The organism is Labrys sp. KB_33_2, from assembly GCF_052114505.1.
Taxonomy (GTDB): Bacteria; Pseudomonadota; Alphaproteobacteria; order Rhizobiales; family Labraceae; genus Labrys.
In genome coordinates this window covers 145167-160438 of sequence record NZ_JBFREW010000009.1, presented here as the reverse complement: position 1 = coordinate 160438, position 15272 = coordinate 145167, and the positions used below count along the sequence as shown (strand labels likewise).

The following is a 15272-nucleotide window of genomic DNA, read 5'->3' as shown; positions in this document are numbered from 1 at the left end:
ATGGAGCAGGCTTCCTCCGTCGAGATCCACAAGGTCGACAAGTTCTATGGGCCGTTCCAGGCGCTGAAGCAGATCTCCGTCTCGGTTCCCCCCGGCAAGGTCACCTGCCTGATCGGCCCCTCCGGATCGGGAAAGTCGACCCTGCTGCGCTGCATCAACTTCCTCGAAGAGTATGATGCCGGCGAGATCCGCATCGACGGCCGGTTGATCGGCTACGAGACCCCGGGTGGCCGCCGCATGGCCTCGGGCAAACTGCGCGAGATGCGCCGGCGCATCGGCATGGTGTTCCAGCAGTTCAATCTCTGGCCGCATATGACCGCGCTGCAGAATGTCGCCGAAGGACTTGTCCAGGTACGCGGCTTCTCCAAATCCGAGGCTGGTGCGCGCGCGGCTGAGGCGCTGCGCAAGGTCGGACTGGCCGACAAGATGGCGAGCCACCCCGGCCGGCTTTCGGGCGGGCAGCAGCAGCGCGTCGCCATCGCCCGCGCCATCGCCATGGAACCCCAGCTCATGCTGTTCGACGAGCCGACTTCGGCGCTCGATCCCGAACTCGTCGGTGAGGTGCTGAATGTCATGAAGCAGCTTGCCGCGGAAGGCATGACCATGGTGGTCGTCACCCATGAGATGGGCTTTGCCGCCCATGTCGGCGACCAGGTGGGCTTCATGGAAGCGGGCGAACTGGTTGCCGTCGATACGCCGGCGGCCATCTTCCACGACCCGGCCGACAGGCGTATCCAGTCTTTCCTGCGGACTTATAACGAGCGCAACAGTTTCTAGCGCGGCAAGCCTTGCTGCACGAGGCTTGCCGCAGGCCTACCCCTTCAACTGCGCCATGACGCCGGCAATGTCGCCCATGCCCCAATGCTCGGCGATCAAGCCGGCCTCGACGCGGAAGATGTCGCAAGAGGTGAAGCGCAAGGTTTTGCCCGTGGGGGCGATGCCGAAATACGGGCCCTTATGCGTGCCGGTATAGACGAAGCTCGCGGCGACCTTGGCGCCCTGGCTCACATGCGTCTCTATCGCGACCTGCAGGTCCGGCATGGCGGTGAGGCGGGCCTGGAAGAAGGCCACGGTCGCCTGCTTGGCACTCAGCTCTTTGCGAGCCGGAGCGGCGGCACTGGCCTGGTTGTTGATGTAGGTCTCGGCGAACAGAGTGGCGAAGCCGTCGATATCGTGTGCATTCAGCCGAGCCGCGAAGCGCTCGGCGGCATTGGGCTCCTGCGCCAGTGCCGGCAGGCTCGTGCCACCCGCCAGGGCGAGCCCGCCCAGGATCATCAGTCTGCGTCCACAATCCATATCAGGCCTCCGTTCTTGCGTCAGGAAGACGCGTCCTCCAGGGCGGCACTGGCTTCCAGCCAGGCCTCTTCTGCGAGGAGAAGTCTTTCCTCGGCGGTGGCGCGGGCCTTGGCCATCTCGGCCGCCTTGTCGGGCGAACGCTCGAAAAGGCCGGGACGCGACAGCTTCTCGTCGAGATCCGCGATGATGGCCTGCAGCTTCTCCATGGCGGCCTCGATCTGGCGGATCCTCTCGCGGTCAGCCGCGGTTTGCGCCCGCCGCGCAGCATTGGTCTGGCGTTGCGTCGGCTCGCCGTTGCGCTCGCTTTTCTCCACGGCCGGCTTGGCCAGGACCAGGCGACGATAATCCTCCATGTCGCCCTCAAAGCCCTTGACCGTGCCGTCGGCCACCAGCCAGAGCCGGTCGACGCAGGCTTCGAGCAGATAGCGGTCATGGCTGATCAGGATGACCGCGCCGGGATAGTCGTTGAGCGCCTGGATCAGGGCCTGGCGGCTGTCGATGTCGAGATGGTTGGTCGGCTCGTCCAGGATGAGCAGATGCGGGCCGCCGAAGGTGGCCAGACCCATCAGCAGGCGTGCCTTCTCGCCGCCGGAAATGTTGGAGACCGGGGTGTCGGCCTTATCGGCGCCGAAACCGATCTGGGCGGTGCGGGCGCGGATCTGGGCTTCGGTGGCGCCGACCATCATCTCGGCGACATGGTCGCGGGCCGAGGCCGCCGGATTGAGCTCGTCGAGCTGATGCTGGGCGAAATAGGCGACCTTCAGCGCAGAGGAGCGCCGCATGCGGCCAGCCATCGCCGCCAGGCGCCCGGCCAGCAGCTTGGCGAAGGTCGACTTGCCGTTGCCGTTGGAGCCGAGCAGGCCGATGCGATCCTCGCTGTCGACAGAAAGGTCGAGCCGCGACAACACCGTGCGCTCGCCATAACCGGTGCTGGCGCCTTCCAGCGCGATGATCGGCGGTGACAGCGGCTTGGCGGGCGGCGGAAAGTCGAAGGGCCTGACTTCCTCGTCGACAATTGCCGCCACGGGCTCCATGCGCGCCAGCATCTTCATGCGCGACTGGGCCTGGGCCGCCTTGGTGGCCTTGGCCTTGAAGCGGTCGATGAAGGACTGGATGTGGCGGCGCTGGTCTTCCTGCTTCTTCCTGAGCTTCAGGCTCAGCGCCTGCTTTTCTCGGCGCTGTCTTTCGAAGCCGTCATAACCGCCGCGATAGAGTTCGAGCCGGCCCTCGGTCAGATGCAGGATGTAGTCGACCGAGGCGTTGAGGAGGTCGCGGTCATGGCTGATCACCACCACGGTATGCGGGTAGGAGGCGAGATAATCCTGAAGCCAGAGCGTGCCTTCGAGGTCGAGATAATTGGTGGGCTCGTCCAGCAGCAGGAGATCCGGCTCGGTGAAGAGCAGGGCGGCCAGCGCCACGCGCATGCGCCAGCCGCCCGAGAATTCCGAGCAGGCACGGCTTTGTGCGGCATGGTCGAAGCCCAGACCTGCCAGGATGGTGGCGGCGCGGGCCGGCGCGGCATGGGAATTCTTGTCGGCGAGGCGGGTCTGGATCTCGGCGATGCGATGAGGATCGCTGGCGATCTCCGCCTCGGCCAGCAGGGCCGTGCGCTCCTCGTCGGCCGCCAGCACCACCTCGATCAGGCTTTCGGGCCCACCCGGCGCTTCCTGGGCGACGCGGCCGATGCGCATGCCGCGCGGCACCGAGACGCTGCCGAGATCGGGGGAGACCTCGCCCATGATCATACGGAACAAGGTGGTCTTGCCGGTGCCGTTGCGCCCAAGAAAGCCGACGCGCGCATCCGGCGGCAGCGCCACCGTGGCGTTGTCGAACAGGACGCGGGAACCAAGACGAAAAGTGAGGCCGTTCACATGCAACATGGCCGGGCTTTTGGCATGAGCCGGGCGGCAGGGCAATCATGCAATGCCTGCCGATGGCGATCGGCCGGCAAATGGCCGAAATCTTCAAGGCTTGCGCATGGCATGCATGGCATACCGGAAAAGAGCGTTCCTGCGGGAACCGAACAAGGAGTTATCGCGATGAAACCGCATATCAGCGTTCTGACCATCGGTGTGGACGATCTGGAAACCGCCCTGCGTTTCTACCGCGACGGCCTCGGTCTGCCCACCGAGGGCATCATCGGCCGTGAATTCGAGCATGGCGCCGTCGCCTTCTTCGATCTGCAGGGCGGATTGAAGCTTGCGATCTTCTCCCGCGCCAACATCGCGCACGACGCTGGTATCATGCAATCGGCGCGCAGCCCGACCGAATTCACGCTCGGCCATAATGTCGGCAGCGAGGCCGAGGTCGATGCTGTGATGCAGCGGGCGATCGCAGCGGGTGCGCGCCTGGTAAAGCCCGCCCAGAAGACCTTCTGGGGCGGATATGCCGGCTATTTCCAGGACCCTGACGACCATTTGTGGGAGATCGTTTTCAATCCAGCCTTTCTGCCGGCTGCGTGAAAACCTGGTGCCGGAGCGGGGGAATACGCGGGAGGCTGGGGCCCCTTTCAGTAGTCCGCGCGGAGAACTATTCGGTCCTTCCGCTCCGTGAGGTAGCAGCTTGGTCTTGCCGAAGCTGGCAGTGTATGATCCCCGTTTTTAACCAATTGCTGAGGTTTCACTCGCAAATCCGGCATTTGTTTCATGGCGTTGCGCCAGAATCATGATACTTCATCTGTCTGTGGCGATTGGGGAGGTAAAATATTAATGCATTCCCCAGCGTCAATTTAGGATACCGGGCGACATCGAAATTGGTCCATGAAGATGAGTCATTCACGGCGTGAACCAAGCAACCTCTCATTAGACAAGCCCAAATGGATGAGACATGATTAAAAAACTCGCGGCAGAGTTCTTCGGAACGTTCTGGTTGGTTTTCGGTGGCTGCGGCTCTGCTGTCCTCGCTGCCCTCTTTCTCGGTCCGGGTAACGTGCAGCTCGGCATCGGCTTTGTTGGCGTCGCACTTGCCTTCGGCCTCACCGTGCTGACCATGGCTTATGCCGTTGGCGGTATCTCGGGCGGACACTTCAACCCCGCCGTCTCGCTGGGTCTGGCCGTCGGTGGTCGGTTCAGTTGGGCCGAGCTCATTCCCTACTGGATTGCGCAGGTCGTCGGCGGCCTCGCTGGCGCGGCGGTGCTCTATGCCATCGCCACCGGCAAGCCCGGCTTCGAGGTTGGAGGCTTTGCGTCCAACGGCTATGGCGACCTTTCGCCCGGCAAATACAGCATGATCGCTGCCCTGATCACCGAAATCGTCCTGACGGCGGCGTTCCTGATCATCATCCTGGGTTCGACGTCGAAGGTCGCGCCGGCCGGCTTTGCGCCGATCGCCATCGGCCTTGGCCTGACGCTGATCCATCTGATCTCGATCCCGGTCACCAACACCTCGGTCAATCCGGCTCGCTCGACGGCGGTCGCTTTCTTTGCGCAGACCGGTGCGGTGAACCAGCTCTGGCTGTTCTGGGTCGCGCCGCTGGTCGGTGCCATCGTGGGCGGCCTGATCTGGAAGGTGTTGCTGGAGCCTGAGCAGGCCTGAGACTGACCCGCAACAAGACAAGCAAGCGGCGACCGGTCCCTCCGGTCGCCGCTTGCTTGGCAGCGAGGAAACTGAGCATTGCCGGAGCGTTTTGCGATTCGACGGAATCGCCAAGAATCGCAAAGACGCGCCCAGACAAAGAGCTAGAGCTTGAAGCCGGGCAGGGGCATGGCTATAAGCCGCTCACCTCAACTCATAGCAACCAGGACGATCATGGCTCTCGAGCGCACCTTTTCGATCATCAAGCCCGACGCGACCAACCGCAACCTCACCGGCGCCATCAATGCCGTGTTCGAGAAGGCTGGCCTGCGTATCGTCGCCCAGAAGCGCGTCCGCATGACCCGCGAGCAGGCCGAGACCTTCTACGGCGTGCACAAGGAGCGTCCCTTCTTCGGTGAACTCGTCGAGTTCATGATCTCCGCCCCCGTCGTCGTGCAGGTGCTGGAAGGCGAGAACGCCGTCGCCAAGCATCGCGAAGTGATGGGCGCCACCAATCCGGCCAATGCCGCCGAAGGCACCGTCCGCAAGCTCTTTGCTCTGTCGGTCGGCGAGAACTCGGTGCATGGCTCGGACTCGCTCGATAATGCCAAGATCGAGATCGGCCAGTTCTTCTCGGGCAACGAGATCGTCGGCTAAGCTGGCCGACGGGCTGCCGGCCTGATTGCACGTTCAGCTCGAACGCGCTTTGCTTCAGGCGGGGCAGGCATCCTTCAAGGCGGATCCATTGGGTCCGCCTTTTCCCGATTTTAATTTTCTACTAATTCTATAGAAAATAATTGACACGCTCGCGCCGCCGTCGCACCCTTCAGTCATGAGGAGCGGGCAGCCCTGATTTCCCCGCAAGCCGAACCTGTGGAAGGGGATCACCATGACCAGTTATTGTCGCTGCTGAGTCCTTTGCATTCGGGCGCCTGACCGGCGTCGCATCTCGCATACCCTTCATCACCGCATCGACGTTGCCGAGCGTTTTGCGACGCTCTTGCGCAGCGCATGACGGATCGCGTCTTCAAGGATCTCACATGACATCGCTCAACCGCCGACTGTTCCTGGCTGCTGGCCTGGCTCTCGGCACCGCCCTCGGCACGGCCCATGCGGCCGACAACAAGGTGACCATCGGCTTCCAGACCGGCGTGGACCCAGCCAAGGCGGCGCAGGCCGCTGGTGCCTATGAAAAGGCGACCGGCTGGCAGATCGCCTGGCGCAAATTCGATTCCGGCGCCGACGTGATTGCCGCCATCGCCTCGGGCGACGTGCAGATCGGCTATGTCGGCTCGAGCCCGCTCGCTGCCGCCGCCAGCCGCCAATTGCCGATCGAGACGATTTTCGTCGCCGCCCTCCTGGGCGATTCCGAGGAACTGGTGGTGCGCGACACCATCAAGGAGCCCAAGGACCTTGCCGGCAAGAAGATCGGCGTGCCCTTCGTCTCCACCTCGCATTACAGCCTGCTGGCGGCACTCAAGCATTGGGGCATCGCGCCAAAATCCTTACAGATCCTCAATCTGCGCCCGCCGGAACTGGCGGCGGCATTCGAGCGCGGGGACATCGACGGTGGCTATGTCTGGGATCCTGCCTTGGGCAAGCTCAAGGAAAAGGGCAAGGTGCTGGTATCCTCGGCCGATGTCGCCAAATGGGGTGCGCCGACCTTCGACGCCTGGATCGCTTCGAAGGATTTCGCCAAGGCCCATCCCGATGTGGTGACCTCCTTCGTCAAAGTCACCGGCGAGGCCTACAAGACCTATCGGGACAAACCGGAGGCCTGGAGCGCCGCCTCCGATCAGGCCAAGGCGATCGCCCGGCTCACCGGCTCTAAGCCCGAGGACGTGCCGGATTTGCTGAAGGCGAATGTCTGGCCGCTCCTGGCGGAGCAATCCTCGCCCGACCTGCTGGGCGGTGCCACGATCAAGGCCATCGCCGACACGGCCGGATTCCTCGCCGAGCAGAAGAAGATCCCGGCGGTGCTGCCGGATTATTCTGCCTATGTGAACAAGGCCTTCGCCGCACAAGCCCTGACGAAACTCTCCTCCCAATAGATTTTCGCAGGCTCGCCCGCCCCGGGATCTCCTCCCTTCCGGGGCGGGCCTTATTCAATGGCTTGAAACGGTGGCCCGCATCGTCATTGCGAGCTCTGCCAATCCGCAGGATTGGCAGAGCTCGCAATGACGTTCCAGGGGCCGAAAGAGGTTCCCGTGTCCGCTTTGTCCGCCCGTGACGTCGACGTCGTCTATTCCGGAAGAGGAGGGCGGTCCGTTACGGCCCTCAGCAACGTCTCCCTCACCATCGAATCCGGCGAGTTCGTCGTGGCGGTGGGTGCGTCCGGCTGTGGCAAGACCACCTTGCTCAAGCTGTTCGCTGGCTTTCTGCCGCCGAGCTCGGGCGCCATCACCCTCGGCGGCAAGCCAGTGCGAGGGCCCGGCGGCGAGCGCGGCGTGGTCTTCCAGGACGATGCCTTGTTTCCCTGGCTTTCGGTGCGCGGCAATATCGAGTTCGGTCCGAGGCTTGCCGGGCTCGATGTTGCCGAACGCAAGCAGCGCTGCGGACGCATCATCGACCTGGTGGGGCTGGCCGAGTTCGCCGATCACAGGATCTGGGAATTGTCCGGGGGCATGCGTCAGCGCGTCGGCATGGCCCGGGCGCTCGCCAACGAGCCGGAAATCCTGCTGATGGACGAACCGCTCGGCGCGCTGGATGCGCTGACGCGCGAGAAAATGCAGGAATTGCTGATCCGGCTGTGGGACCGCACGCGGCGCAGCGTCTTCCTGATCACGCATAGCGTCGAGGAGGCCATCTTCCTGGCCACCCGCATCGTGGTGCTGTCGCCGCGCCCGGGACGCATCACGCGCGAATTCCATACCGATTTCTCGCGGCGGGTCCTGGCCGGGGAGAACAGCCGGTCGATCAAGTCCGATCCTGCCTTCATCGCCCTGCGCGAGCAAGTCCTGGCAGCTGTCCTGCAGGGAGCTGATGCATGAGCGATTTCGCCAACTCCGCCGGCCTGGACGAGATCGAGGAAAAGGGCGGCACGGGCCGTCTGACAAGATCCAGCGCACCCCTCGGCGCGACACCGGTACGCATTCTCACCATTCTCGCTCTGCTGCTGCTGTGGTCGTTCGCCACCTATTTCGAATGGTTGCCGGCCTTCTATCTGCCGTCGCCCCGGGCCGTGGTGGAGCAACTCTTCACGGTCGCCACGGAAGGCTATGCCGACGCGACCCTGCTGCAGCATTTTGATGCCAGCCTCTGGCGCATCCTCGCAGCTCTGCTGATTGCGCTGATCACTGCCGTGCCGGCCGGCATCGCCATCGGGCTCAGCCCGATCGCCCGCGGCATTCTCGATCCCATCATCGAATTCCTGCGCCCGGTGCCGCCGCTTGCCTATCTGCCGCTGATGGTAATCTGGTGCGGTATCGGCGAAACCACCAAGGTGCTGATCATCCTGATCGCAGTTTTCGCACCGGTGGCGATCACCACCGCCGCCGGTGTCGGCGCCGTGCCGTCGGACCGGGTGGATGCGGCGCGGGCCCTGGGCGCGCGTCGCTGGCAGGTGCTCTGGCATGTCATCCTGCCCAATGCCCTGCCATCGATCCTGACCGGTGTTCGCATCGGGCTCGGTGTCGGCTGGTCCACGCTTATCGCTGCCGAACTGGTCGCCGCCTCCCAAGGGCTCGGCATCATGATCAAGACGGCGTCGGACTTCCTGCAGACCGATATCGTCGTCCTCGGTATCTTCGTGATCGCCCTGGTGGCGATCGGCTTCGAGTGGATCGTCAGGCTGGCCGAGAAGTTGCTGGTGCCCTGGCACGGCAAGGCGTGAAAGATCCGGGATGATCAAGCGGCCTCAGCCGATCGGCAGTCGCTCGATTGCGTCCACCCGGTCCGGGTAGAAGGCGAGATGGTCCTTGATGGCTGATACCGCGGGGTAGGGCGTCTCATAGCTCCAGACGGCATTGACTGAGCGATCACCGCCCGCCGGAAGGCTGAAATAGGAGCATTCGCCCTTGTAGGGGCAGTAGGTGGCATGCTCGGTGCGTGCGAGCGCCCCCATGTCGACGTCGCCGCGCGGAATGTAGAGGACGGCAGGATAGGAGGCCTCCTGCAAACGCAGCGCCCGCCGGCTGTCGGCGATCACCCGGCCGCCGAGGCTGACAACGATACGTTCCCCGCTAGGCTCGACACTGATGGGATGATCGGGACCTGGAATCTTCATCGCCTTGTTCGTCATGGCCAGTCCTTTCCTCAATCCGCCGCGGAGGGAACCGCCTGCGGGCCCATGGCCTTGCGCCGACCCAGGCCGGCCGCGAGATAGGCACCGACGGTGTGACAGGCTGCGATGGCCAGCAGGGTCCAGGCGAAGGCATGTCCGATACTGGCAGCATCGGTTCTCGTGCCTACCAATGTATAGAACAGCCCGCCCAGCACCGCCACGCTGATGGCGGCGCTGACCTGCAGCGTAGAATTGACGATGCCGCCGACCAGGCCGGCGTGATGCGGACCGACCCGTTCGACGATTGCACGCATCATGGTCGGCATCGACGTGCCCATGCCCAGGCCGATGAAGCCAATGGCGGGTGCCATCAGCAGGAGCGGCGGCATGATTCCGGCCGGAAAGGCCAGCACGAGCAGGGCTGTCAGCGCCGTGCCCAAGGCCGAACTGGCGAAGCCGAAGGCGGGCGCAGAGCCGCCGACCAAGCGGCTGATCGCGGGGCTGAAGGTCGATCCGGCCAGGAAGCCGGCCGAGAAAGGCAAGATGGCGAGCCCGGCTTCCCAGGCCGTGTAGCCGAGGGAGCCCTGGAGATAGAGCGAATAGGTCAGGAAGAAGGTCGCCATGGCGTAGAGCGCAAGGATGGCGCTGATACCGCGCACTAGGCCGGGCAGGCGGAAGATGCCGAGATCGATGAGGGGATCGCCGCCGGCCCGGGCGAGGCGCCGCTCGTAACGTCGGAACAGTTCCACGAAGATGGGCGTCATCGCCAGCATCACGATCGACCACCAGGGCCAGCCGCGCTCGCGCCCTTCGACCAGCGGCACCACCAGGCTGCTGAGCGCCAGGCTCGAAAGCACCACGCCGCCAAGATCCAGACGGGGCCGCTTTTCGCTGCGGGTCTCGCGCAAAAGCGGGATCGCCGCCAGGAAGGCAACGAAAGCGATGGGAAGGTTGATCAGGAAGATCAGCCGCCAGCCGAAACCGTCGAGATCGGCGCCGACGAGCGCGCCGCCCAGCAACTGGCCGATGATGGAGGATACGCCGAGCACGATACCGTAGATGCTGAGGGCGCGTCCGCGCTCATGGGCCGGAAAGAGCGCATGGACTGAAGCCAGGGCCTGGGGAGCCATGGCGGCGGCGGCGAGCCCCTGCAGCATCCGCGCGGCGATCAGCACGGTGGGGGACCAGGCCAGGCCGCAAAGGGCGGAGGCGGCAGCAAATCCGGCGAGGCCGATCATGAAAATCGCCTTGCGGCCGAAGATGTCGCCGAGCCGCCCGCCGGTGATCAGAAAGACGGCATAAACCACCGCATAGCCGGAAATCACCATCTGTACGTCGGCGGCGGTGCTATGGAGGCCGGTGGTGATGGCCGGCATGGCGACGTTGACGATGAAAAAGTCGAGAGGGGCCAGGAAGGCGCCAGTCAGCAGAATGGCCAGGGCCGACCAGCGGCGGGGATCGGGCGCAGGGCTGGTCGGCCGGGTAATATCGGAAACACTGAGTGCCGAGTCTGGCATTGCAGGACCTCGTTCTGAAAGATATAAAATACGGACGAACGTATTATTTTGCGGCATCAATGGATTTTCGAATCGAGGCCCGGGCGTGGAGCGGCCTCAACGCAAAATCGAACCGAACAGGAATTTCTTGAGGCGTTCGACGGGTTCGGCGTTGCGCTCCGTCTTCGCGGTCAGGAAAGCTCCTTGAAGAGAGGAGAGAATGAGGGCGGCCGCCTCGTGGCAGTCGAACTCTTCTGGCAGTTCGCCCATCCGCACGGCGGCCTCCAGGCAATAGCTCATGGCGCCCCGGCTCTCGGCGAAGATGTCGAGCAATTCATGGCGAATGGCCTCGCTGTCGCTGCTGGATTCAGCGGCAAAATTGCCGAACATACAGCCGCAACGCATGCCGTTCTGTTTGAACCGCTCCGTCCTGGCGTCGATATAGGCCCTCACGCGCTGCAAGGGTGGGCTATTGTCGTCGAGCAACGTCTTGTGGGCATCTTCCCGCTTTTCGCTACGGTAGAGACCCAGCACTTCCAGGCCGAAAGCCTCCTTGGACGTGAAGTGGTTGGTGAAGCACCCTTGAGGCACACCCGCCGCGCGCACGACGTCGCGCACACTGGTAGCGGTGAAGCCATGCTCGTGTATCAGACCGAGCCCGGCGACGAGAAGTTTTTCACGGTTGGAAGCACGTGCCATGATTTCAATATGTACGACCGTATTATTTTGTCAAGCGCGATTTCCAGGGAGCAGGTTCTGTTCCCGGAAGCGCCGACATCTTGTCCACTCTTCCCTTGCCGCGAATACGACGTTTCCAAGAGCGGACATCGCCCCATGACTTCACGGGGCTGAGATGTCCGCGCCCCATGAAGTTGCGCTTCGTTGTCGGGTTCTACTTGTCCTTGGCCTGATGGCTGGTCGATGCCTTCAGGCGTCGCTCGAGCCACAGGCTGTAGCGCGAGGCCGGGAAGCAGATCAGGAAATAGACCAGGGCGGCGAAGGCATAGGCCTCCGGATAGGCGTGCGGCCAGATCTGCTCATTGGTAGCGGCCGTGTTCCTGACGGCGGTCAGGAAGTCGATCATTCCGATGAAGCCGATCAGCGGCGTGCTCAGGAGGACGCCGATGCCCAGATTGACCAGGGGTGGGATGATGGCACGCAGGGCCTGCGGCAGGATCACCAGGCCGGTGGTCTGCCAGTAGCTCAGGCCCAAGGCCCGTGCCGCCTCGTTCTGGCCTGATGGCAGAGCCTGCATGCCGGCGCGGATCACCTCCGCCAGATAGCAGGCGATGAAGAGGGTGAGGGCGACTTCGACGCTGAAGAACAGGTTCACGTCGAAATAGGGCAGGGCCATCGGCACGATCAGGCTTGAGACATAGAGCACCACCAGCATCGGCATGCCGCGCACGATCTCGATGAAGCTTGTGCTCACCAACCGCACGCCGCCCATGCTCGAACGGCGCCCCAGGGCCAGGGGAATGGCGATCAGGAAGGACGAGGCATAAGCGATCGTCCAGATCAGCATGGTCAGCGGCAGGCCGCCCCAATCATTGGTGGAGACGATGATGCCGGAGAAATAGCCGCGCAGCAGCAGGCAGGTGACGAGGGGCACCGCGATCCAGGCGAGGATCAGGCCGCGCCCCCAAAAGCGCGGGATGGTGCTGAGGCCGGCCAGGCCGAACATCAGGACCAGGCCGAGAATCGGGCGCCAGATGAGGTCCGAGGGATAGGTCCAGAACAGCATCAGCTTGAGGTTGACGCCGACGAAAGCCCAGCAGGCGCCCCCATTGGCCTGGCAGTCCTGCGCGGTGCCCGACCAGGTCGCCCGGATGAAGGCCCAATCGATCAGATACGAGCCGACCCAGGCGACCAGGCCCAGCACGATGAGCGTGATCGCCGTGTTGAGCGGCGAGGAGAACAGGCCGGCCTTGATCGTCTGCCAGCGTTGGGCCGAGCGGGGCCGGAGCGCATCGGGGAGGGACACCGTGCTCATTTGGCGATGATCCCGCGCTGGGCCATGCGACGATTATAGAGATTGATCAGGTATGAGGTCGGCATGCTCACGGCCAGGAAGACGGCGACCAGCACGATGATGGTCTCGACGGCATTGCCGGTGTTGTTGGCGCTCGTCTTGATGATGGCGGTCACCTCGGTGAAGCCGATCAGGATGCCGAGCGTGGTGTCCTTGGTGAGGTCGAGATAGCTCGAGGTCATCAAGGGCGTGATCACGCGCATCGCCTGCGGCATCACGATCAGGCGCATGATGCGCCCGCGCGGCAGCCCGATCGCCCGGCCCGCTTCCCATTGGCCTGCATTGACGGATTCGATGCCGCTGCGCACGCTTTCGGAAATGCTGGCGGAATAATAGATCGTCAGCCCGACGAGCATGGCGGCGAATTCCGGTGTCAGCGTGATGCCGCCGCGAATGTTGAAGCCTTGCAGCACCGGCAGGTCCGGCGTGAAGGTGACGTTGGCGATGAAGATCCAAACCAGGGCGATGGCGGGAAAGAGGGCTGATACGCCCAAAAGACCGAGAGCCGACAGGGGATGCTGCAGGCGACGGAGGAAGGCCCTGACGGCGAAGGCGAGCAGTATCAGCACGAGGGCCAGCAACCACAGGCTCTCGCCGTTGCCGATCTCGACCCAGGGCAGGAAGATGCCGCGCACCGACAGGAAGGTCGAGGAGAAGGGCTGCAGGGCCTGCCGGGTGGAGGGCAGGGCCTGGGTCATCGCGATCCAGAAGAAAAGCTGCAGGGGCAGGGGCGTGTTGCGGATCAACTCGACATAGGCCTGCACGAGGCGTGAGAGCAGCAGATTGCCGGATAGGCGGGCAATGCCCAGGCTCGTGCCGAGAATGGTGGCGAACAGGCAGCCGAGCACGGCGAGCTTGAGCGTGTTGAGAAGGCCGACCGCGATGGCACGCGCATAGCTGTCGCCGGCCTGGTAGACGAGCAGGCTTTCGGTGATGTCGAAATTGGCCGGCTGCCAGAGATAGTCGAGGCCGGGCGCCATGCCCAGGCGATGCATGCTGCCCAGGATGTTATGGCAGATGAGACCGAGGAACAGTGCCAGAGCGGCGATCAGCAGGAGCTGACCATAGGGGTGCGCGCCCCACCACCGGCGGATCCTGCCGATGGGGCCGGGAACATCAGGGGACACTATGCTGATCGTATCGGCCATAAAGGCATCCCATGGGGGCGGGTCCGAAGACCCGCCCCTTTTCAAGGTGTTGGAGACTGAAGTCCCGATAGAGCGGAGCAACCCCTCATCCGGCACTTCGTGCCACCTTCTCCCGCAAGGGGAGAAGGCGACCGGCTAGCCAGCGCCTTCCCTAATGATCCCCCTTCTCCCCCTGCGGGAGAAGGTGCCGGCAGGCGGATGAGGGGGCGCGATGCCCTATCCCGGCCTTCCCCCGGTTTGTTCGAAAGACCCTGAAAGGGGCGGGTCCGAAGACCCGCTCCCCATTGCATCTCAACGGAAGGGAGGCGAATAGATCAGGCCACCCTTGGTCCAGAGATTGTTGAGACCGCGATCGAAGCCGATCTTCGTGCTCTTGCCGAGATTGCGCTCGAAGATCTCGCCGTAATTGCCGACTTTCTTGATGATGTTGTAGGCGAATTTCGGATCGAGCCCAATGGCCTGGCCGAGCGATGGGTCGACGCCGAGGAAGCGCTTGATCGCCGGATCCTCGCTGGTAAGGAAAGAATCGACGTTCTCGCTGGTGATGCCGAATTCCTCGGCCTGGATGGTGGTGTAAACGGTCCAGTTCACGATCTCCAGCCAGCGGTCGTCGCCGCCAAGCACTGCCGGTGCCAGGGGTTCCTTGGACAGGCGCTCGGGCAGCAGCACATACTCGTCCGGGTTCGGCAGGGCGGCGCGGCGCAGGCCGAGATCGGTACCGTCCTGCGTCAGCGCGTCGACGCGGCCGGAGGTCAGGGCCTGGGTGAAGGTTGCGGTGTCCTCGATCACCACGGATTTGTAGGTCTTGCCGGCCTTCTTGAAGAAATCGGCGATGTTCTGTTCACCCGTGGTGCCGCTTTGCACACCGATGGTGGCGCCGTCGAGCTCCGCGGCCTTGGTCACGCCGAGCGACTTCTTCGCCAGGATGCCCTGGCCGTCATAGAACACCACCGGGCCGAAATGGAAATTGAGCTTGAAGGCGCGGGTGATGGTTTGGGTCACGGCCGAGAGCAGGATGTCGAACTGGCCGGCCTGCAGGGCGGGGAGACGCTGCTGGGGCGAAGAATTGGTGAATTCGACCTTGTCGGGATCGTTGAACACGGTAATGGCGAGAGCCCGGCCGAAATCGACGAAGAAGCCTTGCCAGCGGCCATTGGCGTCGGGCGCGAAGAATCCGGCCTGGCTGCCGACGCCGACCTTGATGACGCCGCGCTCCTTGATCTTGTCGAGCGTGGGACCGGCCTGAGCCGGCGCCGCCGCGATGAAGCCGGCCGCGAGCGCGGCGATGGCGATGCCGGCGTTCCGCCTGAAGCCGCGTTTGACTGAGTTCAGCATGAAAGTCCCTTTCATTCCCTGCGCGGTCGGTATCCACGACAGGGCGCCCCGTTGCTCTCTTATGTCACCGGCCTGGCAGCATGCGCCGGGATCAGTGGTTTTCGGAAGGATGCCATTGCCTCCAGGCATGATCGGGCGATTACACCGCGATGGCAAGATCGGCAGCGACCGCTCCAATCCCTGTCAGCTGTTTCATCCATTCAGCAGAATGTGATCGTAGAATGATTTAT

General features: G+C 63.6%; 15 protein-coding genes. 7 read left to right on the top strand and 8 right to left on the bottom strand.

Annotation, left to right across the window (positions count from 1 at the left end; all coding sequences use genetic code 11):
• Positions 1-777 (top strand): amino acid ABC transporter ATP-binding protein, encoded by a 777-nt coding sequence (locus AB4037_RS17415; protein WP_441772361.1) that lies wholly within the window; start codon positions 1-3, stop codon positions 775-777.
• A 36-nt stretch (positions 778-813) separates the two neighbouring features.
• On the opposite strand, the gene AB4037_RS17410 is transcribed toward AB4037_RS17415, so the two are convergent.
• Complete coding sequence (locus AB4037_RS17410) at positions 814-1296, bottom strand: ester cyclase (RefSeq protein ID WP_441772360.1); 483 nt, start codon at positions 1294-1296, stop codon at positions 814-816.
• 20 nt (positions 1297-1316) lie between these two features.
• A complete protein-coding gene (locus AB4037_RS17405) occupies positions 1317-3176 on the bottom strand; it encodes an ABC-F family ATP-binding cassette domain-containing protein (RefSeq protein ID WP_441772359.1) in 1860 nt (619 codons plus the stop codon).
• Positions 3177-3335: 159 nt separating this feature from the next.
• Here AB4037_RS17405 and AB4037_RS17400 point away from each other — a divergent pair, with 159 nt between their 5' ends.
• The 6 genes from AB4037_RS17400 to AB4037_RS17375 all read left to right on the top strand — a co-directional run bounded on the left by AB4037_RS17400 (position 3336) and on the right by AB4037_RS17375 (position 8641).
• Complete coding sequence (locus tag AB4037_RS17400; RefSeq protein ID WP_441772358.1) at positions 3336-3758, top strand: VOC family protein; 423 nt, start codon at positions 3336-3338, stop codon at positions 3756-3758.
• Between the two features lie 364 nt (positions 3759-4122).
• Positions 4123-4830, top strand: a complete 708-nt coding sequence (aqpZ, locus tag AB4037_RS17395) for an aquaporin Z (protein WP_441772357.1) — start codon at positions 4123-4125, stop codon at positions 4828-4830.
• 213 nt (positions 4831-5043) lie between these two features.
• Complete coding sequence (ndk, locus tag AB4037_RS17390; RefSeq protein ID WP_149254567.1) at positions 5044-5466, top strand: nucleoside-diphosphate kinase; 423 nt, start codon at positions 5044-5046, stop codon at positions 5464-5466.
• A 383-nt stretch (positions 5467-5849) separates the two neighbouring features.
• Positions 5850-6860: a taurine ABC transporter substrate-binding protein gene (tauA, locus tag AB4037_RS17385; protein WP_441772356.1), complete on the top strand. Its 1011-nt coding sequence runs from the start codon at positions 5850-5852 to the stop codon at positions 6858-6860.
• 156 nt (positions 6861-7016) lie between these two features.
• Positions 7017-7799 (top strand): taurine ABC transporter ATP-binding protein, encoded by a 783-nt coding sequence (locus tag AB4037_RS17380; protein ID WP_441772355.1) that lies wholly within the window; start codon positions 7017-7019, stop codon positions 7797-7799.
• Positions 7796-8641, top strand: a complete 846-nt coding sequence (locus tag AB4037_RS17375) for an ABC transporter permease subunit (RefSeq protein ID WP_441772354.1) — start codon at positions 7796-7798, stop codon at positions 8639-8641. The genes AB4037_RS17380 and AB4037_RS17375 overlap by 4 nt, the downstream gene beginning before the upstream one ends.
• Positions 8642-8665: 24 nt before the next feature.
• Here AB4037_RS17375 and AB4037_RS17370 read toward each other — a convergent pair whose 3' ends face one another.
• The 6 genes from AB4037_RS17370 to AB4037_RS17345 form a co-directional block, all read right to left on the bottom strand.
• Positions 8666-9049 (bottom strand): DUF427 domain-containing protein, encoded by a 384-nt coding sequence (locus AB4037_RS17370; RefSeq protein ID WP_441772353.1) that lies wholly within the window; start codon positions 9047-9049, stop codon positions 8666-8668.
• Between the two features lie 14 nt (positions 9050-9063).
• A complete protein-coding gene (locus AB4037_RS17365) occupies positions 9064-10548 on the bottom strand; it encodes an MFS transporter (protein WP_434957103.1) in 1485 nt (494 codons plus the stop codon).
• 96 nt (positions 10549-10644) lie between these two features.
• On the bottom strand, positions 10645-11226 hold the full coding sequence (locus tag AB4037_RS17360) for a TetR family transcriptional regulator C-terminal domain-containing protein (protein ID WP_434957102.1): 582 nt from the start codon (positions 11224-11226) through the stop codon (positions 10645-10647).
• Between the two features lie 193 nt (positions 11227-11419).
• A complete protein-coding gene (locus AB4037_RS17355) occupies positions 11420-12520 on the bottom strand; it encodes an amino acid ABC transporter permease (protein WP_441772352.1) in 1101 nt (366 codons plus the stop codon).
• Positions 12517-13707, bottom strand: a complete 1191-nt coding sequence (locus AB4037_RS17350) for an amino acid ABC transporter permease (RefSeq protein ID WP_441772351.1) — start codon at positions 13705-13707, stop codon at positions 12517-12519. Before AB4037_RS17350 ends, AB4037_RS17355 begins: the two co-directional genes overlap by 4 nt.
• Positions 13708-13998: 291 nt before the next feature.
• Complete coding sequence (locus AB4037_RS17345) at positions 13999-15042, bottom strand: amino acid ABC transporter substrate-binding protein (protein WP_441772350.1); 1044 nt, start codon at positions 15040-15042, stop codon at positions 13999-14001.
• Positions 15043-15272 lie beyond the last annotated feature (230 nt).

What these genes read in the sequence shown, in the direction of transcription:
- AB4037_RS17415 (WP_441772361.1), top strand. Translation starts at nt 1, where the DNA reads ATGGAGCAGGCTTCCTCCGTCGAGATCCACAAGGTCGACAAGTTCTAT.
- AB4037_RS17410 (WP_441772360.1), bottom strand. Translation starts at nt 1,296, where the DNA reads ATGGATTGTGGACGCAGACTGATGATCCTGGGCGGGCTCGCCCTGGCG.
- AB4037_RS17405 (WP_441772359.1), bottom strand. Translation starts at nt 3,176, where the DNA reads ATGTTGCATGTGAACGGCCTCACTTTTCGTCTTGGTTCCCGCGTCCTG.
- AB4037_RS17400 (WP_441772358.1), top strand. Translation starts at nt 3,336, where the DNA reads ATGAAACCGCATATCAGCGTTCTGACCATCGGTGTGGACGATCTGGAA.
- aqpZ (WP_441772357.1), top strand. Translation starts at nt 4,123, where the DNA reads ATGATTAAAAAACTCGCGGCAGAGTTCTTCGGAACGTTCTGGTTGGTT.
- ndk (WP_149254567.1), top strand. Translation starts at nt 5,044, where the DNA reads ATGGCTCTCGAGCGCACCTTTTCGATCATCAAGCCCGACGCGACCAAC.
- tauA (WP_441772356.1), top strand. Translation starts at nt 5,850, where the DNA reads ATGACATCGCTCAACCGCCGACTGTTCCTGGCTGCTGGCCTGGCTCTC.
- AB4037_RS17375 (WP_441772354.1), top strand. Translation starts at nt 7,796, where the DNA reads ATGAGCGATTTCGCCAACTCCGCCGGCCTGGACGAGATCGAGGAAAAG.
- AB4037_RS17370 (WP_441772353.1), bottom strand. Translation starts at nt 9,049, where the DNA reads ATGACGAACAAGGCGATGAAGATTCCAGGTCCCGATCATCCCATCAGT.
- AB4037_RS17365 (WP_434957103.1), bottom strand. Translation starts at nt 10,548, where the DNA reads ATGCCAGACTCGGCACTCAGTGTTTCCGATATTACCCGGCCGACCAGC.
- AB4037_RS17360 (WP_434957102.1), bottom strand. Translation starts at nt 11,226, where the DNA reads ATGGCACGTGCTTCCAACCGTGAAAAACTTCTCGTCGCCGGGCTCGGT.
- AB4037_RS17355 (WP_441772352.1), bottom strand. Translation starts at nt 12,520, where the DNA reads ATGAGCACGGTGTCCCTCCCCGATGCGCTCCGGCCCCGCTCGGCCCAA.
- AB4037_RS17350 (WP_441772351.1), bottom strand. Translation starts at nt 13,707, where the DNA reads ATGGCCGATACGATCAGCATAGTGTCCCCTGATGTTCCCGGCCCCATC.
- AB4037_RS17345 (WP_441772350.1), bottom strand. Translation starts at nt 15,042, where the DNA reads ATGCTGAACTCAGTCAAACGCGGCTTCAGGCGGAACGCCGGCATCGCC.